20 protein-coding genes are annotated in these 24737 nt (G+C 63.5%); 7 read left to right on the top strand and 13 right to left on the bottom strand.

The window, feature by feature from the left end:
• Positions 1-117: 117 nt before the first annotated feature.
• From F4X08_06930 to F4X08_06950, 5 genes are all read right to left on the bottom strand, one after another.
• Complete coding sequence (locus F4X08_06930; GenBank protein ID MYD25530.1) at positions 118-2394, bottom strand: xanthine dehydrogenase family protein molybdopterin-binding subunit; 2277 nt, start codon at positions 2392-2394, stop codon at positions 118-120.
• 61 nt (positions 2395-2455) lie between these two features.
• Positions 2456-2926 (bottom strand): (2Fe-2S)-binding protein, encoded by a 471-nt coding sequence (locus tag F4X08_06935; GenBank protein MYD25531.1) that lies wholly within the window; start codon positions 2924-2926, stop codon positions 2456-2458.
• A gap of 6 nt (positions 2927-2932) precedes the next feature.
• Positions 2933-3805 carry a xanthine dehydrogenase family protein subunit M gene (locus tag F4X08_06940; protein ID MYD25532.1) on the bottom strand — a complete coding sequence of 291 codons (873 nt, stop codon included), beginning with the start codon at positions 3803-3805 and terminating at the stop codon, positions 2933-2935.
• 228 nt (positions 3806-4033) lie between these two features.
• Entirely contained in the window at positions 4034-4969 is a 936-nt protein-coding gene (locus F4X08_06945) for an ATP-binding protein (protein MYD25533.1), read from the bottom strand.
• Between the two features lie 3 nt (positions 4970-4972).
• On the bottom strand, positions 4973-6076 hold the full coding sequence (locus F4X08_06950) for a Gfo/Idh/MocA family oxidoreductase (GenBank protein ID MYD25534.1): 1104 nt from the start codon (positions 6074-6076) through the stop codon (positions 4973-4975).
• Positions 6077-6467: 391 nt separating this feature from the next.
• On the opposite strand from F4X08_06950, the gene F4X08_06955 reads away from it, so the two are divergent.
• Both F4X08_06955 and F4X08_06960 read left to right on the top strand, forming a co-directional pair.
• A complete protein-coding gene (locus F4X08_06955; protein ID MYD25535.1) occupies positions 6468-6950 on the top strand; it encodes a hypothetical protein in 483 nt (160 codons plus the stop codon).
• Positions 6951-6971: 21 nt separating this feature from the next.
• Complete coding sequence (locus tag F4X08_06960) at positions 6972-8966, top strand: peptide transporter (protein ID MYD25536.1); 1995 nt, start codon at positions 6972-6974, stop codon at positions 8964-8966.
• Here F4X08_06960 and F4X08_06965 read toward each other — a convergent pair.
• On the bottom strand, positions 8960-9316 hold the full coding sequence (locus F4X08_06965) for a sporulation protein (GenBank protein ID MYD25537.1): 357 nt from the start codon (positions 9314-9316) through the stop codon (positions 8960-8962). The genes F4X08_06960 and F4X08_06965 overlap by 7 nt on opposite strands.
• A 239-nt stretch (positions 9317-9555) precedes the next feature.
• Here F4X08_06965 and lexA point away from each other — a divergent pair, with 239 nt between their 5' ends.
• Positions 9556-10173, top strand: a complete 618-nt coding sequence (lexA, locus tag F4X08_06970) for a transcriptional repressor LexA (GenBank protein ID MYD25538.1) — start codon at positions 9556-9558, stop codon at positions 10171-10173.
• A 10-nt stretch (positions 10174-10183) separates the two neighbouring features.
• Here the strand turns inward: lexA and F4X08_06975 are convergent, their stop codons facing one another.
• The 7 genes from F4X08_06975 to F4X08_07005 are packed head-to-tail and all read right to left on the bottom strand — an operon-like array spanning position 10184 to position 20711.
• Positions 10184-11137, bottom strand: a complete 954-nt coding sequence (locus F4X08_06975; GenBank protein MYD25539.1) for an aldo/keto reductase — start codon at positions 11135-11137, stop codon at positions 10184-10186.
• A gap of 22 nt (positions 11138-11159) precedes the next feature.
• The gene (locus F4X08_06980) at positions 11160-12116 is read right to left on the bottom strand and encodes a histone deacetylase (GenBank protein ID MYD25540.1); all 957 of its coding nucleotides are present in this window, start codon (positions 12114-12116) and stop codon (positions 11160-11162) included.
• A 52-nt stretch (positions 12117-12168) separates the two neighbouring features.
• Entirely contained in the window at positions 12169-15594 is a 3426-nt protein-coding gene (locus F4X08_06985) for a hypothetical protein (protein MYD25541.1), read from the bottom strand.
• Positions 15595-15597: 3 nt separating this feature from the next.
• Complete coding sequence (locus tag F4X08_06990) at positions 15598-17715, bottom strand: VWA domain-containing protein (GenBank protein ID MYD25542.1); 2118 nt, start codon at positions 17713-17715, stop codon at positions 15598-15600.
• Between the two features lie 35 nt (positions 17716-17750).
• The gene (locus F4X08_06995; GenBank protein ID MYD25543.1) at positions 17751-18653 is read right to left on the bottom strand and encodes a DUF58 domain-containing protein; all 903 of its coding nucleotides are present in this window, start codon (positions 18651-18653) and stop codon (positions 17751-17753) included.
• Between the two features lie 51 nt (positions 18654-18704).
• Positions 18705-19742, bottom strand: coding sequence for an AAA domain-containing protein (locus tag F4X08_07000; GenBank protein ID MYD25544.1), 1038 nt, complete (start codon positions 19740-19742; stop codon positions 18705-18707).
• Positions 19743-19772: 30 nt separating this feature from the next.
• Positions 19773-20711, bottom strand: a complete 939-nt coding sequence (locus F4X08_07005) for an SDR family oxidoreductase (protein MYD25545.1) — start codon at positions 20709-20711, stop codon at positions 19773-19775.
• Positions 20712-20953: 242 nt separating this feature from the next.
• On the opposite strand from F4X08_07005, the gene F4X08_07010 reads away from it, so the two are divergent.
• From F4X08_07010 to lipB, 4 genes are all read left to right on the top strand, one after another.
• Positions 20954-21844 carry a hypothetical protein gene (locus tag F4X08_07010; GenBank protein ID MYD25546.1) on the top strand — a complete coding sequence of 297 codons (891 nt, stop codon included), beginning with the start codon at positions 20954-20956 and terminating at the stop codon, positions 21842-21844.
• 21 nt (positions 21845-21865) lie between these two features.
• Entirely contained in the window at positions 21866-23020 is a 1155-nt protein-coding gene (locus F4X08_07015) for a TIM barrel protein (GenBank protein MYD25547.1), read from the top strand.
• Between the two features lie 106 nt (positions 23021-23126).
• Entirely contained in the window at positions 23127-23957 is an 831-nt protein-coding gene (locus F4X08_07020) for a carbon-nitrogen hydrolase family protein (GenBank protein MYD25548.1), read from the top strand.
• 79 nt (positions 23958-24036) lie between these two features.
• Positions 24037-24726, top strand: coding sequence for a lipoyl(octanoyl) transferase LipB (lipB, locus tag F4X08_07025; protein ID MYD25549.1), 690 nt, complete (start codon positions 24037-24039; stop codon positions 24724-24726).
• Positions 24727-24737: the final 11 nt, after the last annotated feature.

Consider the following 24737-nt stretch of genomic DNA (forward strand, 5'->3'; position numbering starts at 1 on the left):
GCCAGCGCAGGATCTGGCTATTCCTTCACGTAATGCAAAAGGGCGGGAAACTACTTCTCCCGCCCTTAGCGTCTTCGCTACAACGTCATCGCTACCAAAACGCTTCCCAGTCCGCGCCTACCCGCCGTTTTCCGCCAGGGCCTTCTGGACCCGAGGCGGCGACATGGGCAGGTCGCGCAGCCTCACGCCCGTCGCGTCGTAGATGGCGTTGGCGAGGGCGGCCGGCGGCGGTACGATCGGCACTTCGCCGACGCCCCGTACGCCGTAGGGATGGGACTCGTTGGGCACTTCCACGATGATGGTCTCGATCATGGGCAGGTCGAGGGTCGTGGGCATGCGGTAATCCAGGAAACTGGCATTGGTCATGGAACCGTCGTCGTTGTAGATGTACTCCTCGTTCAGGCCCCAGCCGATGCCCTGGACCACGCCGCCCTGCATCTGTCCTTCCACGTAGCTCGGGTGAATGGCCGTTCCGGCGTCCTGGACCGCGGTGTACCGGAGTATGTCCACCTTGCCCGTTTCTTTGTCGATCTCCACGTCGACCACGTGGGTGGCAAAAGCGCCGCCTCCGCTGCCGTCGGGATTCGTACTGACCTGGGCGACCACGGGACCGCCGGCATCGCCGGCCTGGCTCGCCAGTTCCTTGAAGCTGCCCCGCTTCTCCGCGTCATCCCGGTAGGAAAAGACCCCGTCCTCGAAGTCGATGGCGTCGGCGGGCACGTCCCAGAGTTTGGACGCCCGTTCCTTCATCTCACGAATGAGGGCCTGCCCCGTGGCATGGGCGGCGTAGCCCGTTCCGAAGGTCGTGCGGCTGCCGCCGGTCACGTCGGTATAGCCGATCGAGTCCGTATCCACGACGTAGGGCTTGATGTCGGTGGCCTCGAGGCCGATGGTCTCGGCAAGCTGCATGGCGATGGAGGCTCTCGTCCCGCCGATATCCGTGGAACCCTCCAGCATGTTGATGGTGCCGTCGGGATTGATGCTCACGGAAATGGCCGACCGGCCGCCATTGAAGTTGAACCAGTAACCGGAAGCGACGCCCCGGCCGCGGACCTTGCCGTTCCCCGACTTCGCGAGGGAAGACCTGTAGTGTTCGCTGTTGAGGGCGGCTTCCGTAGTCTCGATGCAGCCGATACGCGGGTGCACGGGACCGTCGGCCCGGCGGGTGCCTTCCTTCGCGCCGTTCTTCACCCGGAACTCGAGCGGGTCCACGCCGAGCTTCTCGCTGATCTCGTCCACGACGGTTTCGGTGGCGTAGGCCGCGTTGGTGGCGCCCGGCGCACGGTAGGCGTTCGTCTTGGGCTTGTTCACGCACACGTCGTACCCGTCGATCTGGACGTTGGGTATGTCGTAGGGCGTGAAGATGCAGCCCGCGCCCGCGCCGACCGGCGATCCGGGGTAGGCGCCGGCCTCGTAGGCCATGTAGGCCGTGGCGGCCGTGAGCCGGCCGTCGCTGGTGGCGCCCATCTTGACCTTCAGGTAGGAGCCCGGCGTCGGTCCCGTTCCCTCGAAGACCTCGTCCCGGGTCATGGTCATCTTGACCGGGTGCCCGGTCCGCTTCGACAGCAGCGCAGCGACCGGGTCCAGGTAGACGGAGATCTTGCCGCCGAAGCCGCCGCCGATCTCGAGGGGCACGATCTTGACCTTCGAAACGGGCATCTGGAGGATCTCGGCCATCTGGTCCCGTACCGAGAAAGCGCCCTGCGTGCTCGTCCAGATCGTGAGCTGGCCTTCTTCATTCCAGTGGGCCGTGGCGTTGTGGGTCTCGATGTAGCCCTGGTGGACGGTCTGGGTCGTGAACTCCCGTTCGATCACCACGTCGGCTTCCGCGAAACCGTCGTCCGGTTCGCCCATCTTGTGCTGGAAGTGGTTGGCGACGTTGCTGACCTTGTCCGTCTCCTCGCCCATGGACGTGGTTTTCATGTCCTCGTGCAGGATCGGCGCGCCGTCCTCCATGGCTTCCAGCACGCCCGTGACGTGGGGCAGCACTTCGTACTCTACGTCGATCAGTTCCACCGCCTCCTGCGCCACGTGCAGATTGATCGCCGCTACGCCGGCGACGGCATGCCCCTTGTACAGGACCTTGCCGTAGGCCAGAACGTTGTTGCTGGCGTCGCGCAAGTTGACGATCGCCTCGCCCAGGTCGGCGAGTTTATCCGCGATCTGCGGAAGGTCGTGGGCGGTGACGACGGCCCGCACGCCCGGATGGGCCTCCGCGCGGCTGGTGTCGATGTTCTTGATCCGCGCGTGGGGATGGGGGCTGCGCTTGATGGCGCCGTGCAGCAGTCCCGTCAGCTGGATATCGGCGCCGTAGATCGCCCGGCCGGTGACCTTGTCCACCCCGTCATGGCGAATCGGACGGGTGCCGATGACCTTATGTCCGTTTTGTGACACGTCTGTTCCCTCCGTTGAGTCATTGCTTTCAGATCATTCAGCCGATCCATGTACCGACCGGTCAGGCGCCGTTCCTGGCGTCCAGGACCGCGCGGACGATCTTGTCGTATCCCGTGCAGCGGCACAGATTGCCAGCCAGCCAGTAACGCACCTCGTCTTCTGTGGGGTTCGGGTTCTCGTCCAGCAGCGCCTTGGCGGAAACGATGAATCCTGGCGTGCATATTCCGCATTGCAGCGCTGCGTGCTCCAGGAACTTTTGCTGCAGCGGATGGAGGTTGGCGGCGGAACCGATGCCTTCGATAGTCGTGATCTCGCATCCGTCGGCTTCGACCCCCAGCACGCAGCAGGAGTTGACCAGCCTGCCGTCCATGATCACGTTGCATGCCCCGCAGTTGCCGTTGTTGCATCCTTCCTTGGCGCCGGTGAGATCCAGGTCGTCGCGCAGCACTTCGAGCAGGCTGTTGCGCGGTTCGCAGAGGAAATCGACGGCTTCTCCGTTTATAGTGGTCTGTACGTGTACTTTTTTCGACATCGACGGCTACTCCTTGGCTCGTTGGACCGCGCCTTCCACAACCCGGCGCGTCAATACGCTGGTCAGATGCTTGCGGTATTCGGCGGTGCCCCGCATGTCGCTGATGGGCCGGGCCGCGTCGCGGGCGAGGTCGGCTGCCCGCCGGATCGTTTCGTCGGACACGGGCTGTCCGGCCAGGGCGTCCCCGGCCTCCCGTACGAAAAGGGGCGTCGGGGCCACGGCGCCGACGGCGATGCGCGCCGACACGAACGAGGACCGGTCTTCGCTGAGGACGACAGACGCGCCGACGCCGACCACGGCGATGTCCATCTCGTTACGGGGGATGAAGCGCCGGTAGTAAGCGCCGGAATTCGGTGCCGGCGCCGGGAAATGGAGCGACACCAGGAACTCGCCGTCCTCCAGCACGGTACGGCCGGGCGCTGTGCAGAAGTCTTCCACGGCCACTTTCCGTGTTCCGTTCGGACCGGCGATTTCCGCCTCGCCGGAAAGGACGATCATGGGGGGAATCGTATCGCCCGCCGGGGAGGCGTTGCACAGGTTCCCACCCAGGCTGGCCCTGCCCTGGATCCCCGTGCCGCCCACCAGTCTGGCCGCGTCCATGAGTCCGGGATAGGCCGCGGCGATTTCCGCGTCCCCGTAGATCCGGTAGCAGGGCACGGCCGCCCCGATCGTGAGGCTCGTCGCGGCGTCGTAGGACAACGCGTTCAACTCCGCGATGCTCTTGACGTCCACCACGAGATCGGTCCGCCTGCGGTTCTCCCGGAGCTGAACGATCAGGTCCGTACCGCCCGCGAGCACACAGGCGTTTTTCCCTTGATCGCTAAGCATCACGACCGCATCGGCCACGCTTTCAGGCGTGGCGTAATCGAATGCGTGCAAGACACACTCCTTTGCTGTTTACCTTGAACTGTTGACTGCGAAATCGAAATAGCCGCAAAACCGGGCACCCGGTTACACACGGGTTCAACAAGCGGTTATCGAGAAAATCCAATCTACATAATTAGGCGGTGCGAAATAACGTGTCAAGCGGGAAAGAAATGCGGTTCCCGAAATATCGCGGCGGGTCGAAAATCAAGGCAGTTCGTCCGGTTCGAATCGGCCCCGAATCTACGGTAATTCGCCCAGTTTGATTCGTCCCTCGAGGTCGTCCACGAACTGCCGCGCCACCCGGCCGGAACGGCCGCTCGCGCGCTGAAGCCACCGGAGGGATTCCCGTCTCAGCAGTCCCGCGTCCATGTCGATGCCGCGCTGATCGGCGAGATGGCGGACGATCCGGAAATAGGTGTCCTGGGTGATCCGGTAGAAACCGATGGACAGGCCGAACCGGTCGCTCAGCGAGACCTTCTCCTCCACGGTTTCCTGGGGGTGGATTTCATCGTCGTCCGGACTGAACCGAAAGGTGTTGTCGGCGAGTTTCTCCGGCATCAGGTGCCTGCGGTTCGACGTGGCGTAGACGAGCACGTTGTCGGGCCGTGCGGAAAGACTGCCCTCGAGGAGCGCCTTGAGCTCGAGATAAATGGATTCGTCTTCCATGAAGGACAGGTCGTCGCAGAACAGGACGAAACGCTCGGGCCGGTCCCACAGGAGTTCGACGATCTCGGGCAGATCCGTCAGGTCCTGCCGGCGGACCTCGATCATGCGAAGACCCTCGCCGGCGAACCGGGCCAGGAGGCCCTTCACCACCGAAGACTTGCCGGTTCCGCGCTCGCCCCAGATCAGCACGTTGTTCGCGGGCATCCCCCGGACGAACTGGCGGGTGTTCCGCTCCAGGATCCCGATCTCGCGGTCAAGGCCGAAGAGATCGAACAGGTCCACCAGGTCGGGGTGCACGATCGGTTCCAGGCAGCCCCTTTCTCCAAGCTTCCCCCACCGGAATGCGATGGAGCCGGCGAACACGTCGTCTGACGAGCCGGACTGCCCGGTTCGCCCGGTCGGCCTGCTCCGCCCTCCCGTGTAGGCAGAGACCAGCGTTTCGATGCGGCCCAACAGCCTTTCGAGGCGCGGCAGCAGATCGGACAGGGTTCTTACGGGGTGATCAGGCATAAATCAAGTATCCAGCGTATAAGGCGCCAGCCCGAGCGGCAACGGGGCCGGCCGGGCACAGGTACTTTCCAACGAGATGTGACGCCCCGATTCCGACGATTCCTCGATGGACAGCATGACATCAAGTACGTGGCACGTGAGTTCGCCGCTGGCCCGGTGCGGGCGGCCCGAGCGCAAGGCATAGACCATGTCCGCCACGCCCAGGCCGCGGTTCTGCTCCTCGTAACCGTGGCTCAGGGGCATTTCGGTCCAGTTTTCCGCGCCGCCGCGGCGCAGTTTCACGGGCCCGCCAAAGGAATTGGGATCGGGCACGCTCAGGGAGCCCTCCGATCCGTAGACCTCGATGCGGGGCAACTCGTGGTGCCATACGTCGAAACTGGTCACGATCGTCCCGATGGGTCCGCTTTCGAACTCGAGCAGGCCCGCCAGGTGCGTGGGCACCTCGACCTCGATTTGACCTCCGCGAAGGGGCTCGCTCGTTATGGTGCGTACGGGATGGGTGATGCGCGTAGTGCCCGTGAGCCGGGCGACCGGCCCCAGCAGATTGACCAGCGCCGTGACGTAGTACGGCCCCATGTCCAGCATGGGGCCGGCGCCGGGCTTGTAGAAGAAGGCGGGATCGGGGTGCCATCTTTCGTGCCCCGCACTCAGCATGAAGGCCGTGGCCGCCACCGGTTCTCCGATCCAGCCGTCGTCGATGAGCTTGCGGCAGGTCTGTATGCCGGCTCCCATGAAGGTGTCCGGCGCCCCGCCCACCAGCTTCCCGGTGCGCTTCGCGAGGTCGAGCAAGGCGCGGCCGTCTTCCTTCCGGACCGCCATGGGTTTTTCCGAATACACTGATTTTCCGTGTTCCAGCGCGGCCCGGGCGATTTCGGCATGGGCGGCGGGAATGGTCAGGTTGATGACGATCTCGATAGCGGGATCGTCCAGCAGGGCTTCCACCGAAAGCGCTTCAACCCCTTCGTATTCGGAGGCTTTAACTCGCGCCCGTTCGGGGATCATGTCGGCGCAGGCGACCACGTCGAAAGCCTCGAACTTGCGTCCCGCCTCGAAGTATACGCCGCTGATGTTTCCGCATCCTATGATGCCGGCTTTGAGCGCCGCCATGGAATTCACCTCTGCAGTGCGGTAGCTTACCGTAACGCGAAAGTACGGTCCCGCCGCGTCGATACCGCTGCGGAACGCGTTGCCAGGCCTCGTGATCCGTATCCATGGAGCCACGGGAGTACCACCTGGCAAATGCCCATCACTTCTAATCCGCGGGCCGGTAAACGTCAAGCGAAATATGCCGCCGGAGGCGACCTGTAATCGCTTGACGTTCACAAGGGGCTTGCCTATAATCTCAATCGTCCCGGACCGGTGATCCGGCCGCGCGAAATCGGTCCACATCGCCGCCGGAATAAACCGTACGCTGGACCATCCCGTGTGCCGTTCCGCGGCGCCATTCCGCGGTGACATCCCGTGGTGACATTCCGCGGTCAACCCGCCGGAGAAAGCCTTGATCAAGCAGATCCTGACTTGCGGTGTGCTCTTCAGCGCGTTGATTGCGGGGTGCAGCGATGAAGTTGTCGGTCCCGGCAACGTCGCCAGGCCCCTCGTGGGCAACTACGATCTCGAAAGCCGAACGGTCAACACCACCATACAGACGGATTCCGGCAGCACGGAGGAAAGGATCACGCTGGTACCCCCGCTGGTACGCGGACACCTCCGCCTCAGCACCGACGGCCGGTACGGCCAGGTCGATACGACCATCGTATCGGATTCCACGACGGTCAATATCCAGAACGGACGCTGGAGCGTGCTGGACAACGTGTTCTACTTCGTGACCGATGACAACCAGCAGTACGAGGACCGTTTTACGTTCGACGGCCTGAGGCTGGTGCGCGACTCCGAGGAAATCCGCCACGTATCGGGCAGGTTTTTCAGCGTCACGGACGTCTGGCTGAAACTGCCCGACGTCGAGCCCCCCGCGGATCCATAACGCCAACGAAAGCGCCAGGGCATGACCCTCGTCAAGGACGACCTGTCAGCCTCCGCCTTTTCCGACCATCCCCAGGTCTACGAGGAAGGGTTCAATGTAAAGACGGTCATCGGGATCGTCTTCCTTGGGCTGTTCATGATCCCGGGCTCGATCTATTTGAACCTGATTGCCGGGCAAAGCCTGGGGCCTGCGGCGGAATGGACCACGATCATCCTGTTCATCGAAGTCGCGCGCCGGTCCTTCACCACGCTCAGCCGCCAGGAAATCTACATGCTGTACTACGTGGCGGCCAGCCTCACCGCCGGCGTGGGACTGGCACTGTCCGGCGGGCCCTTCGCCCAGCTCATCTGGTACCAGTACTTCGTCCAGTCCCCCGGCGCCCGGGCCTTCGGCATCGACGACCAGATCCCTTCCTGGATCTCTCCCGGCGCGGATTCCGACGCCATCGTCCTGCGCACGCTGCTGCACGGGGAATGGCTGGTACCGATCCTGCTCATCGCCGTGCTCCACATCTTCAACCGGGCGAGCGCCTTCACGCTGGGTTACGGACTCTTTCGCGTGACAGCCGACGTGGAACGGCTGCCCTTCCCCCTGGCCCCGATCCAGGCGGAGGGCGCCACGGCCCTGGCGGAGAGCTCCGCGGGACAGGAATCGTGGCGCTGGCGCGCCTTCAGCATCGGGGCCATGCTGGGACTCGTTTTCGGCGCGTTCTACATCGGCATACCGGCCGTCACAGGCGCGCTGCTGGCTGAGCCGATCACGCTGATTCCCATTCCCTTCGCCGACCTGACGCGCAATACGGAGAACATCCTGCCCGCCGCGGCCATGGCGGTTGAACTGGGACTGGGGCCGGTGTTGACGGGGTTCGTGCTGCCCTTTTGGATCGTTGTCGGTTCCGCCATTGGTGCACTGCTTACCGTGGTCGTCAACCCGCTGCTCTACGATTTCAATATCCTGCGCACCTGGTCGCCGGGCATGGACGCCATCCAGACCACGCTCGTCAACGATATCGATTTCTGGATGAGCGTACGCATCGGCACGGGATTCGCCGTGGCACTGATCGGTGGATGGAGCATCCTGTCCGGACTCAGGAAACGGTCGGGCGAGGCGAGGCGCGAAGGATCGAACGCCGGTCCGTCCGGCGGATACGGCACGCCGCCCGGCCGGGGGGATTTTCCCATGTCTCTGATTTTCGGCGCCTTCCTGGTCCTGACGGTCGGCTACGTCGTCCTGAGCTGGCGCCTGGTGCCCGGGTTCCCCATCCTCTTCTTCGTGTTCTACGGATTCTTCTATACTCCGCTCAGCTCGTACGCGAGCGCCCGCCTGCGCGCCATCACGGGCGCCGATCTGCAGTTCCCCCTCATCAAGGAGGCCACGTTTATTCTCAGCGGCTACAAGGGGGTGGACATCTGGTTCGCGCCGATTCCCATATTCAATTACGGCGGCCAGGCCCAGGCCTTTCGCGAGGTCGAGCTGACCGGCACCCGGTTCACGAGCGTGTTGAAGGCGGAACTGGTCATGATCCCGTTCCTGCTCGTCTGCAGCCTGCTATTCTGGCACTTCGTCTGGGGACTCGCGCCGATACCATCGCAGGCCTATCCCTACGCGCAGAAGTTCTGGCAGCAGCAGGCCACGATGCAGGCGTTGTGGTACTCCAGTACGGCAGGATCGGGGTTCGAGTCAAGCTACCTGATCGAGGCGTTGAAGATTCCCTACATGATAGGCGGCGCGGCCTTCGGCGTGTTGGCCTACGCCGTCCTGGCGGCCTTCAACCTTCCCGTCATGCTGATCTTCGGCGTGATCGCCAGCGTGGGCACGGTGCCCCACGCCTTCATCCCGCAGTTTCTGGGCGCGATACTGGGCAGGTTCTACATGGAGCGGAAATTCGGCAGGCGGAAATGGATGCGGTACACGCCGGTCCTGGCGGCCGGCTACGCCTGCGGTACGGGGCTGGTAGGCATGGCTACGGTAGCCATCGCGCTGATTTCCAAGACCGTGGCGCCCCTGGTCTATTGATCGCCGTCTTTTCCGTCTTTTCGGGTATACCTTTTCAATTCCTCGATGACGTCCGGCATGATGTCCAGCAACTTGCCCATCGGGCTGCTGGGCGATTTCATATGCAGCAGTTGTGCGCGGTCCTGCTGGATGACCAGGAAGGCGAGCGGTTCGACCGATACACCGCCCCCTGCCCCCTTCTTCTGATTGTCCTCGCCGCCGAATCCACCGGCGCCGAACCCCAGGGACAGCCTGGAAACCGGAACCACCCAGGCATCGCCGATCTGCATCGGCTTGCCCACGTGCACCTCGGTATCTGCGATCTGGCGCAGTTCCTCCAGCATGGTCTGGATCATTTCATTTACAGGCATGGCGGTCTCCGGTTCATGCGGTCGTGATCGGTCGAATCAATATATATGACGTCCGGCGGCCTGTGCACGTGAATTTTTAACGCCAGCCCGGCTATACTGCAATTCGAGAAATCACGACATGCCCACGACGGTAATTCGTTTTTTTGTTGACGACTAACCGTATGTTGTGTATATTTCACCGTCACAGGCCCTCAAGAAGCACAAAACCTCGCGCATGAAGATCCCGGGAGTTCCACCTCATGAAAGCGTTAACGGCCAAGCAGCAGAACGTATACGATTATATACGGAGAAAGGTCGGCCGGATCGGGTATCCACCCAGTGTCCGGGAGATCGCGCAACAGTTCGGCATCAGTACCCGCGCGGCCTATGACCACCTTCGGGCGATCGAGAAAAAGGGCTACATCCGCCGCGACCCCATGAAACCCCGCGCGATAGAAATCGTGGGGTCCAGGGGTGCCTCCGCGCCGGGCGCCGACGACGTCGTACGGGTCCCCGTCCTCGGCCGTGTAGCCGCAGGGCTGCCAATTCTCGCCGAGGAGAATGTCGAGGAGTACATGACTTTTCCGACAGGCATGGTGAAGCAGGACGGGAACGTCTTCGCCCTCGAGGTACACGGGGACAGCATGATCGAAGACGGCATCATGGACGGGGACTACGTCCTGGTCCGCGAGCAGCCCGTGGCCGAGACGGGCGAAACGGTCGTCGCGCTGCTGGACGACGAGGCCACAGTCAAGCGATTCTACCGGCGCAACGACCGCTTCGAACTCGTACCCGCCCATCCGACCATGGAGCCCATCATCGCCGATGAGGTGTCCATCGTGGGCAAAGTGGTCGGGGTATACCGCAGAATGGACTGAGCGGCGGCGTTCAGGGAATGCCCCAGTTCCCCGGATTGAGCAGGTAGGGATCGTTCAGCGCCATATCTTCCAACGCCAGTAGTGTTTCCTCACTAAGGCCCTGGCCGTCCGACACGGAAACGGCTTCATCCAGGTACGCGATTTTGTCGGCTCCGACGATTACAGTGGAGACGTCCGGGATCGACAGGACGAAGCGCAGGGCCAGTTCAGGCAGGCTGAAACGGGTCGCGGACTGGATTTCGACCAGCCGGTCGATATGCGCGACGAGGGGCTTCAGCCTGTCGGGCATGAACCTGCTTTTCTCGGTCAGGGCACCTTTCAGCAGTGCGGATCGCACGATGACGCCCACGCCGCGCCGGCGCGCCTCGGGAATGACGCGTACCAGGTAACGGCGGTCTAGTATGTTGCAGGGGATCTGCAGGGTGTCCCACCGCCCATCCTCGATGGCCGCAAGCGCCGCCTCTTCGCTGTAGGACGAATATCCCGCAAAGCGGACCTTGCCCGCCTCCCGGGCCCTGTCGAGCTCTTCCATCACCTCGCCGTCCCGGATCATGCGGAGTTCCAGCTCGAGAAGGTCCCGACCGTGTACCTGCAGCAGGTCGATGTGGTCGGTCTGCAGCCTGGACAGGCTCCGGTCGATGGAAGTTGCGATGCTCCGTCTCGATTCGGCGTAATCCAGCCCTTCTTCCAGCCGGTGCACGCACTTGGTGGCGAGGACGTATTCGGACCGCCGGCTACCGAGCGCCCGGCCGATGATCTCCTCGCTGTTTCCGTACAGCGCCGCGGTGTCGATGAAGTTCACACCCGAATCGATCGCCCGGTTGAGCAGGATCCGGGCGTCGGACTCCGCGGGCACGCCGGGTTCGCCGCCCGCCTTCAGGCCGTACTCCATGCCCAGCTCGACCGTGCCGAGGGAGACTTCGGAAACGCGCAAACGGGTTCGCCCCAGGTTTCTGTACCGCACTGTTCGACTCCTCCACCGGCATTCAGTCGTTCATCATGCCTACGTGGTCCGCGACGCACCGGCCGAGGGCCTCGAGGTCGTAACCGCCCTCCAGGACGGAAACCAGGCGGCCCCCGCACGCGTCTTCCACGAAGTCCAGCACCAGGCGGGTCATGGCCCGAAAACCCGCGTCCGTGACCAGGGTGCCGGAGAGCGGATCGTCCATGTGGGCGTCGAATCCGGCCGAAAGGATAAGGAGGTCCGGCTGATAGGCCTTCATGGCGGGCAGGACCGTGCCGCGCAATGCATCGATGAAAACCTCGTCTCCGGATCCGGCGGAGACCGGGACGTTCATCGTGAAACCCGCCCCTTTGCCCGTTCCTGTCTCCCGCTCCGCGCCGGTGAAGGGATAGAGGGGATACTGGTGTATGCTGAGATAATACACGGACGGGTCTTCCTCGAAAATCTCCTGGGTCCCGTTACCGTGATGGACGTCCCAGTCCAGCACGGCCACTCGTTCCACCCCGAACCGCGACTGGGCGTAACGGGCCGCGACGGCGGCGTTGTTGTAGATACAGAAGCCCATTCCCCGGTCGGATTCGGCGTGATGCCCGGGAGGCCGGGCGACGCAGAATACACGGTCCGCTTCCCCGGTCAGCACCGCGTCGACCGCCCGCATCGCCGCGCCGGCGGCCAGTCGGGCCACGGTCTCGGATGCGGACGAAACGGTGGTGTCGCCTGTGGGCAGATTCCGGTATCCCTTTCCGCACCAGTCGACGACGGCGTCGACATAGGCCCCGTCGTGGATGGCCTTGATCCGCGCCTCGCCGGCCGGCTCGGGCAAGAGGCACAGCAGGCCGGCCTGACGGGCGCCGTCGGGAACATCGCCGGACAGGCCGAGTTGGGCAAGCACGGAGTTCATGCGGTCCGGCCGTTCCGGATGGAAGGGACCGGTATCGTGCAGGAGGAAGTCGGGGTGGCTGATCAACGCGGTGGGCATGTTGTCGCGACAGGGCGAAGGTCTCCGGGAGCGGAGACCACCGGCCGGAACTTCAGTTGCGGCTCCCGTTCCTGGAGAGATTCTCGAAGTAGTCGTTTACCAGGTCCCGGTACCCCGGCGGGACATCCTCTTCCCGAGCGAGGTAGAGCCTTTCCCTCCGGCGCATGTCCCGGACTTCCGCACGCAGGCCATCGTAGTAGTCCACGAGACTGCGGGCCATGTTGAGGTGGAGCTCGTTCCATGATCCCCGGTCGATCTTCCACGGTTCGTCGCCGAGGGCGATCGCCCGATCCAGGTCGTCCTGCAACTGCCGCGACTCCCGGGACATCTGCGGGACCTGTCCCGAAAGGTCCCGAAGGCGTTGCAGCTGACGCTGGTAATCCCGCGAGATCTGGTCGAGCGTCTCTGAATTGGGAATGCCGCGGTTCAACCGGTAGAGCCGGCGCTGCAGTCCCTGCCATTCGGACATGGCATCCCGCGCACTGTCCTGCGTCCTGGCGAGATGGTCCATGTCCCGGGTGATCAACTTGTCCCGCGCCATGCGGACCATTTCCGCGAGCCGGTCCAGCGCCGCGGAGATATCCGTCTCCGTGCGGGCGGACTGGTCCAGGGAATTCCGGTTCAAGAGCCGCTTCGAACGCTCGATCTCTTCGCTTAACCGTTCCTCATCGATCATCTCGCCGGCCCGGTCCGCAGCCGCCGCCGTCTCGGGCTGCACCCGGGACGCACTCCTGGCGAGGAATTCGAGGTCTTTCTCGAGGCGTTCGAGGTCCGAACGGATCTCCTCTTTCGCCCCTTCCAGACCCCTCATCCGATCGCGCAGGAACCGGTCCAGGCGCCGCTCCTTCGATGACTCGTCCAAACCGCCGCGCCTCGAATCGATCGCGTCCAGGCGATTGAGAATGCCCTCGAATCCACCTTCTTTCTCGTCTTTCAGCGCGTTGACGTTCCGTTCGAGTTGTTCCTGCCGGACGGCCAGCTGGTCCGCCTGCTTCACGGCTTCTCTCGCCAGCCGCTCCAGCGACGCACCCTGGGCCCGCTGCAGCTGGCTGGAAGCGTCGGCCAGATGCCGCGCGGCCTGAGCGCCGCCCTCCGCCGCAGTCTGGAGGCGGTCCCTGCGCATTTGTTCGATCGATTCGCCCATCGACTCGGAGCTGTCACGCAGGTCGCGGTCCGCCTGATCCAGCATGGGGCGTTGCGCCCCCGATTGCGCGCCGCGCGCGTCCGTGGGGTTCCTGGCCCCGGAAAGCGACCGGGCGATCTCTTCCGTCTCCGCCCTGAGATCCCGTTGGGTCCTGGTCAGCCGGTCCAGTTCCCTCCGGCGCTCGGCTTCCGGGCGGTCTTCGTCGTCCGCCAGCTTCTGCATCCGTTCATTCACGCGCTGTTGGCGCCGGGCCAGGTCCTGGACGCGTTGCTGATGCTCGTCGATGCTCTGCTCCCGCTCCCGTTCCAGCGCCGGTTGATCCGGGACCTCGTACCTGTTCCGCTCATCATCCAGTTCGAGTTCGGAGGTGTCCGACAGGTCGAGCGGTGCCCTTCCCGACATGCCGCGTTGCTGGCTCACCGTAAACTCCCGCATCTGCGCATCGAGCCTCGTGAGGTACATGAGCGCCTCACGTTCGTGTGTCAGGGCCTCGTCGACCGCGCCGGAGCGGAGTGCTTCGGAAGCCGCCGCCATCGGCGTCTGCACAAGTTCCAGCGTTTCGACCATCTTCATCGCTTCCTGCGAGAACCCGACCATGAAGCGCATGAAGGCGAGTGCTTCTTCCACCTGCTCCCGCAATCCGTCCTGTACCGCCGCGATGGCCTCGAGGTCTTCTTCCACCCGCGTATCGGGTGCTGCCGCGAGCGTCCGCTTGACCCGCCACGTCGCCGAGATGATCTCCTTCTGCTTGCGGGAGAGCTGCCTCGTCTGCATCACGTCGTCCCCTGCTCCTCCCCCGCCGCCTCCGCCTCCGCCTTCAGCCTGGCGGTAGGTTGCATCGAATGGCTTGATTTCGATGAAGTAGATATCCGTCGCGGACGTGCCGGCTTCGCTCCTGCGGTCGCCCGCCTCGGCGTAGTAGGCCACGAAATCTCCCGGCTGGACCCTCAGGTTCTCGAGGTAAACTATGTGCTCTCCCTCCCAGACCGTGCCGCTCGATTCGCGCTGCAATGCGCCCAGGTCCACGACGACTTCGTCGCCGCCGTTCACCGCGTAGTTGAGGGAAAAGGCCGCCAGGCCGAAGTCGTCCTCGGCCTCGGCGCGGATAGTGACTTCATCGACGGGGGAGACCCTCGTGTCTCTTTGCGGTTCGAGGATGGCCACCCGGGGCGCGCGGTCCTGCAGCGCCCGGACGTAGTACTCCACCGGGTCGTCGTTCGCGAAGCCGTCCGAGTCCACCACGTGTATCGAGTAGGAAAGATCCTCGCGCACGACGAAGGATCCCTCGAGGTCCTCTCCGCCCACTTCCAGCTCAACGGACCGGCCGTCGCTGAAGCGCATCGCCCCGGAAACCACCGGTTTGCTCGCCGTGATACGCAGGGCGACCCGCGTGCCCACCGGCGCCGTGATGTCTCCGCGGTCTTCCTCGGTCTTCGAGACGAGTTCCATGTAGTCCGGGAATTCGTACCGGGCGTCGATCCGTTCGACATAGGGCGGATCGATGGCGGAGATCCGGAATTCACCCGACCGGGTTCCGGCCACGGCGACGTAGTACCGCGCATTCTCGACGATCCCGTGGATATCGCCGGCGAAGGTCCGCTCGCCGTCCATGGCAAACAGGTCCAATGTTGTCCAGTCTTCGTCCTGCCCAAACCGGACGAACAGGCTCGGATCCGGGGCAAGGCCGCTGCCCAGGATGGCGGTGATGGTCAGGCTGTCGCCGCGTCTTACGTGCGTGTCGCCGGGTTCGACCCGAATACCGCCGGGCAAGGCCGGTTCCAATTGGGTCCACGACACCAACCGGAGGGCGGACCGGCCAAAGTAACCGGGTTCAAGCAAGATCAGGACGGCGAGGACCAGGACGGCGCCGGCCGCGGAAGCCTGGATGCGGGCGTGGCGCCTGCGATCCACGATCTTCTTGTATTCGATCTGCTCGGTGTAACCGGCGACGTACTCCAGCACCTGGTCCATCAGGTCCTGCTGGGGTCGCCGGAGGTGCGTGTCGCCGTATTCCACGGCGCTGACCAAGGCGTCGTTCAGCGCGGGATGCCGTTCTTCAATATAACGGGCGACCTGCAGGTCCGAGGGCGACTGACGGAGCGGTGCGAGCAGATATCTGAAAGCAAGCCAGCCGAGGATCCCCGCGGCGGCGGACAGGTAGAGGATCCTGGCCAGACCGCCTGGATCGAAGAAATGTACGGCCGTTACGCCGCAGAGGAAGAGCATGACTGCGGCGATCGCGATGACCGAGACGCCGCGAATGACCAGCATGGCACGCCAGCGGCGAAGTACGCTCCGCAGGCATTCCTGAAGGATGGATCGTTCCGTCGACATGGATCACCTGTGCGTTCGATTCGCCAGCAGGGTCTCTCCGAGGACCAGGGCGATGAGCGTGAACCCCAGGATCCACCAGAGCCCCTGGCGGCGTTCGACTTCGGCGTCCCGGACAAACCGGGCCAGCGACTCGGTTTCCCGTGATTCCGGACTCTCGGCCACGGGATTGATCAGCGCCGCGGCGAAGGCTTCCGCGTCCATCCTGGCGAAGTCGGATTCACGGGTGTCGAGGTTGACCGCGAATGTCTGCTGCCCGCCCTCCGACTGCACCCGGTACAACCCCGGTTGCCTCGTCTGCGTGAACAGCTTCCTGCCCGTCCGGGACGTTTCCACCGGGACCTGCTCTCCGGATGGAAGTACCACGTGTTGCGCGCCGTCCGGCAGTCTGACCGCCTCCCCCGCCAGGCGGTACAACCCGGCCCCGCGCTCGTGCATCGTTCCCCGGGAGGCCAGGTAGTCTATACTCTCGTACAGAAAGGGAACGAACACCTCCCGTATGGGAAAATCGGTCCACGCAAGGTCGAAGGTGGAAAGAACCAGGAACGTGCGGCCGTTTCCCAAGGGCTTTTCCGCAACGGCGGCGGCGCCGTCATCGAAACGAGCCGGGACCGATGCCGAGGAGTCGGGTTCGAACCGTGCCGTGCGGTAGAATCGTACCGTACCGAAATCACCGTGCCTGGGACCGGAAAAGGGCTGGAAGACGGGGTGCTGGTAATTCACGTCCGTCAGCACCCGGTACCGGTCTCGCGGACGGTCCGGAGGCGAAAGCGATGCAATGCGTCCAGGCAGCAGTTCGCCGAAGGATGAATTGAATATACCGGAAGATACTGCGGGATTCAAGGCGATTATCAGACTGCCGCCCGATCGCACGTACCCGGTCAGCCGGTCCTTCGCGGCCCTCGGCAGGACGGACAGGTTGGCCGAGATGACCACGTCGTATTCCGATGGATCGACGGCGGCCAGCGCGTCCGGCGACCGCACGTCCACGACGACTGGCGGGTCCCGGCGCAGCGACAGCGCCTGGGACAGGTAGTACGCGGCCTCCGACGGGCGGTTCGGCCGCGATCTTTCCTCCAGGCAGAGGACCCGCACTGGCGTAGGCGCATTCACGGTGAAGAAGAACCGGTTGTCCACCGGGAGCCCGTCTTCACCCAGCATCACCTCACCCGTATTCGTGGCCGATCCGAAAGTCTGCCGGAAGATCTCCACCCGGCTGGAGTGCGGGGGAATGTCGACCCGCCGCTTCCCGGTCTCGATCCCGTTGACCCGGAGCGTCACCTCGTCCCGGAAGGGCGCCTGTCCGAAGTTCCGGATCCGGACGGCCACGTCCAGGGTACGGCCGTCCGCGGACAGTGCACGTTCCGCGCCGTCCGGCGCGGCCGAAGATTCCATGCCGGCAACGGTCGGGATCTCCACGCCTGTGACGGCGGAATTGTCGTCCTGTGCGTCCCCGACGTCGATCATCCGGAGCTGGACGCCCGGACCGAGCTTCCATCCGCCGGACCGTGGATTCCAGCCGGACTGCTGGAAATCGGAAACGAGGTAGACCGTCCGGCGGTCGAAGTCCGACCCGCTCAACTGGTCGTCGGCGGCGCGCAGCGCTTCCACGTAGTCCGTCGCCTGGAATGTCGCGCTGACCTCGGAGTCCACCAGGACGGGCAGTTCGGAGTGGCTCGACCCGAGTTCCCGGATGACCCGCGCCTGCACGGCGAAGGTCAGCAGCGCCGCCTGGTCGCCGGTCTGCAGATCGTTCAGGATCTCGGCCGCCCGCCGCTTCGCCAGGGCGATGCGGTTCCCGTATCCCATGCTGTAGGAGGTATCGACCAGAATGGCCACCGCTTCAGGCTGGGTGCCCGCGAAAACGGTTTCGTCCTGATCCCGGAGGAAGGGCCGCGCGAAAATCACGGCCAGCAGCGCGCAGGCCGCCATGCGCAGCAGCAACAGCAGGAGACGGCGAAATCGCTGCTGGCGGACGATGGACCGCTGGGACGAAATGAGGAAACGGACCATGCTGAAGACGTGGATCCCGGCCCGCTGCCTTCGCACCAGGTGCAGGATCAGCGGGACGGCCGCGCCCAGCGCGCCGAAGAGGAACGTGAGGTTCAGGAAGGCCAGGTCCATGACGCGTACCTGCGGGGCGATGCGCTGGTGAAGCCCTAACGTTTCACCATGCGCCTGCTCAGATAGGAATAAAGCGCGAAATCCAGCGGCCGGTCGGTCTCCATGCGCTCATAGTCGACCTGGATCTTCGCACATCCGGTCCTGATCGATTCCATGAATTCCTCCACCGCTGCCAGGTAGTCCGCCCGGATGGCCGACGGAGCCACCGTGATCCGCTCGCCGGTCTCCGGGTCGTCGAACCGTGCGGTCTCGCTGAAAGGGAAGGTGAGTTCTTCCCGGTCGACGATGTGAAAGACCAGCACTTCATGACCCTTGAAGCGAAAGTGCATCAGGGCGTTCATCATCTGCTCGACGTCGTCGATCAGATCGGAAATGAGGATGACAAATCCCCGCCTCGGCATCGATTCGGCGAGTTCGTGCAGGGGCCTGCCCAAATCGGTGCCTTCGTCCGCGCGCAGTTCATCCAGGGTCGAGTGGATGGCGAGCCACTGGGTGTTCTTCGAACTGGGCGGCAGGTAATTGTGTACGACCTGGTCGAAGGTGACGAGTCCCACCCCGTCCCCCTGCCGCAGTATGAGATACGCCAGGGAAGCCGCGAGATAGGATCCGTATTCGAGCTTGTCCAGTGCTGGGTTCCGCTGGCCGCCGTATCCCATGGACGCGCTGCGGTCGAGTATTATCACGCACTGCAGGTTCGTCTCGTCCTCGTATTCCTTGACGTAGTACCGGTCCGACCGCGCCACGGCTTTCCAGTCCACGTGCCGGATGTCGTCGCCCGGCGTATACTGCCGGTATTCCACGAACTCCACGCCAAAGCCCCGGTACGGGCTCTTGTGGAGGCCGGATACGAACCCTTCGACCACGATGCGGGCGCGCATTTCCATGGAGGAGAGGCTGGAGAGGGTCCTCGGGTCCAGGAAGCGGGGGACTTCGGTCATGTCGGTGCCGATGGCAGGGATGAAGGGTTACATGCCGTGTTTTGTGCCGAATTACATGCCGGATTGCGGCGCCGGAACGGTCTCGAGCAGCCGGTCGACGATGCCCTCGGAGGTGATCTTCTCCGCCTCGGCGTAGAAATTGGTCAGGATCCGGTGCCGCAGGACCGGATGGGCGAGCGCGCGGATGTCGTCGCAGGAAACGTGTCCCCGGCCGTCGAGCAGGGCCCTGGCCTTGGCGCCCAGGATCAGGTACTGGGAGGCGCGCAGGCCGGCCCCCCAGGATACCCAGTTCTTCACGAATTCAGGCGGTTCCTCGCTGGATGGCCTGCTCGCGGATGCCAGGCGAACGGCGTACCGGGCAACCTGTTCGGAGACCAGGACTTCCCGGACCAGGCGCTGGTAATCCCGGACCACCTCGCCCGACAGGACGGTATCGACCGAGACCGTCTCGGCGGAGGTCGTCGTACGGGCCACGGCCACTTCGTCGTCTTCCTCGAGATATTCGATGTGGATGTTGAACATGAACCGGTCGAGCTGCGCCTCGGGCAGGGGATAGGTCCCCTCCAGCTCGATGGGGTTCTGGGTGGCGAGGACGAAGAAGGGTTCGTCCAGCTGAAACGTCGTGCGGCCGGCGGTCACTCGGTGTTCCTGCATGGCTTCGAGCAAGGCGGCCTGGGTCTTGGGCGGCGTCCGGTTGATCTCGTCCGCTAGTACGATGTTGCCGAAGATCGGACCCTTGATGAAAGTCAGCGAGCGCTGTCCCGTAGCCTTGTCCTCTTCCAGGATCTCGGTCCCGGTGATGTCGGCCGGCATGAGGTCCGGGGTGAACTGGATGCGCCGGAACTCAAGGTCCAGCACCTCGGCGAAGGTCTTGATGAGCAGGGTCTTTGCCAGTCCGGGCACGCCGGTCACGAGGCAGTGCCCTCCCGCGAACAGGGCGATCAGCACCTGTTCCAGGACGTCATCCTGGCCGGTGATCACCTTGCGCACTTCGGCCAGTATCTTCTCCCGCCCCTCCTGGAATGCTTCTATGCGTACCTGTCCGGGTCCTTCTTCGGTTGCGTGCTGCGCGGTGCCGCTCGTCGTCATCGGCCGGAATCCTTTCCGTCGGGCGCCTGATCAGGCGTTCCCGTCCAGGGATCTGAAATACGCGATGGTTTTCTTCATGCCTTCTTCGAGGGAGACTTCGGCTTTCCAACCCAGGATCTCCCGCGCCCTTGTCGTGTCGGGGCGCCGCAGCTGGGGATCGTCCTGGGGAAGGGGCCGGAAGACGATCTCGCTGCCGGATCCGCAAAGGCGGATGATGGTGTGGGCGAGTTCGAGGATGGTGATCTCGTTCTCGTTCCCGATGTTCACCGGATCGTGCTCGCCGGATCGCATGAGCCGCACGATGCCTTCCATGAGGTCCTCGTAGTAGCAGAAACTGCGGGTCTGCCGCCCTTCCCCGAAGATCGTCAGCGGTTCTCCCCGAAGCGCCTTGGTGATGAAGGACGGCGCGACGCGGCCGTCCGCGGGTCTCATCCTGGGACCGTAGGTGTTGAAGATCCGGACGATCCGCGTGTCGATTCCGTGTTTCCGGTGGTAGGCCATGGTCAGGGCCTCCGCGAAGCGCTTGGCCTCGTCGTAGACCCCCCTGACGCCGATGGGATTGACGTTGCCCCAGTAACTCTCCGGCTGGGGGTTGACCTGCGGGTCGCCATAGACTTCCGAGGTGGATGCGAGGAAGAAGCCCGCGCCCTTGGATTTTGCCAATCCGAGGGCGTTGTGGGTACCCAGAGCGCCGACCTTCAGAATCTGGATCGGGACGCGCTCGAAGTCGATCGGGCTCGCAGGACTGGCGAAGTGCATGACGAAGTCCACCTCGCCTTCGATGTCCAGGTATTTTGAAACGTCCCGCTGGAGATAGGTGAATCCTTCTTTTTCCAGGTTATGGGAGATGTTCACGGTCCGGCCCGTGATCAGGTTGTCCACGGCGACGACCCGGTGACCGTCCGCCAGCAGACGGTCGCACAGATGGGATCCCAGAAAACCCGCACCACCGGTTACGACAACGCGCAAGGACGTTTCCTTTGCGTGGTATGTAAGGTCACGGAAACCTGCAGGATAAAGGTGGAAAATACGGAGATTTCACTTCGCATGTCAAGCGCTCTTTTGACGCCGGATCTCCCTGTTGACAGGCTCTTTTTTCACTCCTATAATCTTGTTGGAAACCAGTGCGGATTCGATCTTCATCGCTGGTGCGGGGCGGCCTGCACAACCGTATCGGCCACAGAGGTTGTAGGAACGACTCCCAGGGTATCATGGCGAAAAGCTACAGGGCGCTGACCGAATCAGACGTAGACCATTTCATCCGACGAGGCCATGTCGTCCTGCGGGACTGTTTCTCACGGGAACTGGCCGTCGAATGGCGCGCGTTGGCGTTCAGTCGTCTCGGCTACGATCCCGATGATGCCGCGACCTGGGAGGAACCACGCATGCATCTTCCATCGATGAACCGGGTTCCGATACGCGAAATCGCGCCGAGGGCATGGGACGCCATCTGCGACCTGCTGGGCGGTAAAGACCGGCTGGCAGATACCCAGACGTCCTGGGGAGATGGTTTTATCATCAACTTCTCCTATGGTGCGGACGAGATATGGGAACCACCGGAAACCCTTAGCCGGGGCTGGCACAAGGACGGTGATTTCTTCCGGCACTTCCTGGACAGTCCGGAGCAGGGATTGTTGACAATCGTCGTATGGTCCGACATACTACCCAGAAGCGGCGGCACGTTTGTCGCCTGTGATTCGGTGCAGCACGTCGCGCGGCATCTTTACGAAAATCCACAGGGTCTGCTACCCAGCGGCAATTTCGGCCATCTGGTTTCAAATTGCAGGGACTTCGCGGAAATTACGGGCAACGCGGGAGACGTCCTGCTGTTGCATCCGTTCATGCTGCACTCCGCGTCCCGCAACCCGTCAGGCCGTGCGCGCTTTATCACCAATCCTCCGGTCGCGCTTAAGGAACCGATGGATTTCAATCGCGACGATCCCGAAGATTTCTCTCCGGTGGAACGGGCCGTCCTCTCGGGACTGGGCAGAGAACGCCTGGACTTCAAACCGGCCGCGCCGCGGGAGCGATTGGTGCCCGAACGTGTCAGACGGCAACAAGAGATGCTTGCAGCACAGAAAAAACGACTCGCCATGGGCTAACGCTTACCTCAGGAGACGGCTATGTTCGCAGACCTTCGGGACCAGGCAACGGTGCGCAGAGGCGATGAACTCGTGCGTCACCTCGGTAGTTTTCCGCTCGAATTGAAGATCTCGGCCGGCGTCTGGTTCTTCTCGCCGTCCCAGATCCGTTTCCACGAAGCCTACATGGAACCCTATTCCATCGAGGAACGCCTGGACATCGCCGGCGAACTGGCGGAATACGGCCTGTGCGGCATCGAGGCCCACTATCCCAATGAGATCAACGAGGACAACGCCCATCTCTACCAGCAACTGGAAAAGGACACGGGCGTGCGGCTGATCACGGTGATCCCCAACCTCTTCTGGGATGCGCAGTTCGAATTCGGTTCCCTTTCCTCCCCGGTGCCCGAGGCGCGCCGCGCCGCCATCGACCGGGTGATCGAGACGCTGCGGATGAACCGGGAACTGGATACGGACTTCATGGTCGTGTGGCCCGGCGGCGACGGCTACGAACTCAATTTCGGGACCGATTTCTACGCCATGTGGGACCTCTTCGAGTCGGGCCTGGCCGAGGCGCTGGACGCCGTGCCCGGGATCCGGACGGCCATCGAACCCAAGCCCTACGAGCCCCGGGGGAACAATATCTACCGGAACACCACGGACGGCATCCTGATGGCCCAGAACGTGGACGAGCGGCTCCGGGCCCCCGAGAACCGGGCGCTGATCGACGAGGGACACGCCATCGTCGGCCTGAATCCGGAACTCGGCCACGTCCTGATGGGCTTCGAGGATTTCCCCTATGCCCTGAGCCGCATCCTCCGGCAGGGCAGGCTGGCCCACACGCACTGGAACAGCCAGCCCCTGGGCAATTACGACCAGGACCTGCAGGTCGGCATCGTATCGCCGGAGCAGATCTTCGCCGGCATGTACGCGCTGAAGATGTACGGCTACCGGGGTTACATGGGCATCGACATCTTCCCGGAGCGCATCCCCATCCGGCAAGCCCTCATCAATTCCATCGACCGCATGAAGGCCATCGCTGAAATGACCGAACGGGTGGACCACGAACTGGTCGTGGCCTGCATGGAGCGCCCCGATCTCAACCGGGGCGTCATCGAAGCCCACCTGACCCGGCTCTTCCATCCTACCTCGACTGGATTGAGCGCCATGCCGGCGTACCGGAAGGGCCAGGGATAGGGCCCAGGTCAGGGTAGCCGTTTCCTTCCGGCAACTTCCGGCCCTCGAAGGCGTATAATCCCGAAACACAGCCCACAGGCAGACGGGGGGAGAAATGCCAGATACCATACGGGTCGCCGGCGTGCAGATGGACCTGAAACTCGCCGCGACCGAGCAGAATCTCACCAGGGTCTTCGACGCCATGCAGACGGCCTCCCGCGCGGGAGCGGACCTGGCCGTGTTTCCCGAATGCGCGCTGACCGGGTACTGTTTTTACGACCTGGAGGAAGCCCGGGCGTACGCCCAGCCCGTGCCCGGGCCTTACACCGAGCGCCTGGAACGGCATTGCCGGGATCTCGAACTACACATCATCATCGGCCTGCTGGAAGCGGATGGGTCAAGTATATACAATTCAGCGGCCTTCATCGCGCCCAACGGGCTGATCGGCCACTACCGCAAGATCCACCTCCCCTATCTCGGGATCGACCGTTTCCTTTCCCCCGGCGACCGCCCTTTTCGCGTGTATGATTCGGATGTGGGCCAGATCGGGCTCAATATCTGTTATGACGCGGCGTTTCCGGAGAGCGCCCGCGTGATGATGCTCCATGACGCGGAACTGATCGCCCTGCCCACCAACTGGCCGGTCGGCGCGGACTGCAACACCGAGTTCGTGGTCAACACGCGCGCCTTCGAGAACCGCGTCAATTACATCGCCGTGAACCGGGTCGGGCGGGAGCGCGGGACCAACTTCATCGGACAGAGCAAGATCGTCGATTTCACCGGGCGCACGCTGGCCGAAGGAGACCGGTCCCGCGAGGAGATCATCTTCGCCGACCTGGACCTTGCCGGCGCTCGCGAGAAGCACATCGTGAACGTGGCCAAGGCCTATGAACTCGACCGCCTGGAAGACCGCCGGGTGGAGTTCTACGGACCCATCGTCGAGGGAGAAAAACCTTGACAGAACGGACCCCCAGAACTTAGGTTGTCCGGGGTACAGGGCCTGGAGAATACGAGGCCGCCGTACATGAGGAGGGCAGGTGCTGCCTTGCTGGGTTGTTCGGGCCAAGCGGACCGGCACGATGGAATACGGCGTGGCGCTGTCTCTTCAGCGGAGTCTGCTCGCGGCGCGTCGTTCCGGCCTGATAGACAACGTGCTCCTGTTGCTCGAACACCCTCCCACGTACACGATCGGTCGTCGGCTGAGAGCCAGCGAACACCTGCTCTACGGGGAAGAAACGCTCCGGACCCGTGGCATTCGGGTCTACGAAACCGACCGGGGCGGAGACATCACCTGCCATGGCCCCGGCCAGCTGGTGGGGTACACAATCTTCGATATCGCGGCATGGTACCAGGACGTCTATCGGTATCTGCGCGATCTCGAGGCCGCGATCATCGGGTGTCTGGGGGATTTCGGCATCGAGGGACGCCGCCTGGAGGGGATTACCGGGGTCTGGGTGGACGAAAGTAAGGTCGCGGCCCTGGGCATCAGGGTCAGCTGGTGGATCGCCATGCACGGGTTTTCCGTGAACGTGCGTCCCGACCTCTCCCTGTACGAGGGAATCGTCCCGTGCGGTATCGCCGACCGCGAGGTCACCTCGATGGAGCGGCTGCTCGGACGGCCGGTATCGATGGAGGAGGTGGAGAAAAGCCTGCTCCGGAACCTTGGTGACGTCTTCGGCATGGCTTTCGAGGAGACGAGCCTGCCCGAATTGCAGCAGAGACTATGATCAGTACACGC

Source organism: Gemmatimonadota bacterium (assembly GCA_009841265.1).
Classification (GTDB): domain Bacteria; phylum JAAXHH01; class JAAXHH01; order JAAXHH01; family JAAXHH01; genus JAAXHH01.

Coding starts and splice junctions, on each gene's coding strand:
- F4X08_06945 (MYD25533.1), bottom strand. CDS start 4,969: ATGCCTGATCACCCCGTAAGAACCCTGTCCGATCTGCTGCCGCGCCTC.
- F4X08_06960 (MYD25536.1), top strand. CDS start 6,972: ATGACCCTCGTCAAGGACGACCTGTCAGCCTCCGCCTTTTCCGACCAT.
- F4X08_06935 (MYD25531.1), bottom strand. CDS start 2,926: ATGTCGAAAAAAGTACACGTACAGACCACTATAAACGGAGAAGCCGTC.
- F4X08_06965 (MYD25537.1), bottom strand. CDS start 9,316: ATGCCTGTAAATGAAATGATCCAGACCATGCTGGAGGAACTGCGCCAG.
- F4X08_06985 (MYD25541.1), bottom strand. CDS start 15,594: ATGTCGACGGAACGATCCATCCTTCAGGAATGCCTGCGGAGCGTACTT.
- F4X08_06980 (MYD25540.1), bottom strand. CDS start 12,116: ATGCCCACCGCGTTGATCAGCCACCCCGACTTCCTCCTGCACGATACC.
- F4X08_06990 (MYD25542.1), bottom strand. CDS start 17,715: ATGGACCTGGCCTTCCTGAACCTCACGTTCCTCTTCGGCGCGCTGGGC.
- F4X08_06950 (MYD25534.1), bottom strand. CDS start 6,076: ATGGCGGCGCTCAAAGCCGGCATCATAGGATGCGGAAACATCAGCGGC.
- F4X08_07015 (MYD25547.1), top strand. CDS start 21,866: ATGTTCGCAGACCTTCGGGACCAGGCAACGGTGCGCAGAGGCGATGAA.
- F4X08_07000 (MYD25544.1), bottom strand. CDS start 19,742: ATGACGACGAGCGGCACCGCGCAGCACGCAACCGAAGAAGGACCCGGA.
- F4X08_07010 (MYD25546.1), top strand. CDS start 20,954: ATGGCGAAAAGCTACAGGGCGCTGACCGAATCAGACGTAGACCATTTC.
- F4X08_06995 (MYD25543.1), bottom strand. CDS start 18,653: ATGACCGAAGTCCCCCGCTTCCTGGACCCGAGGACCCTCTCCAGCCTC.
- lexA (MYD25538.1), top strand. CDS start 9,556: ATGAAAGCGTTAACGGCCAAGCAGCAGAACGTATACGATTATATACGG.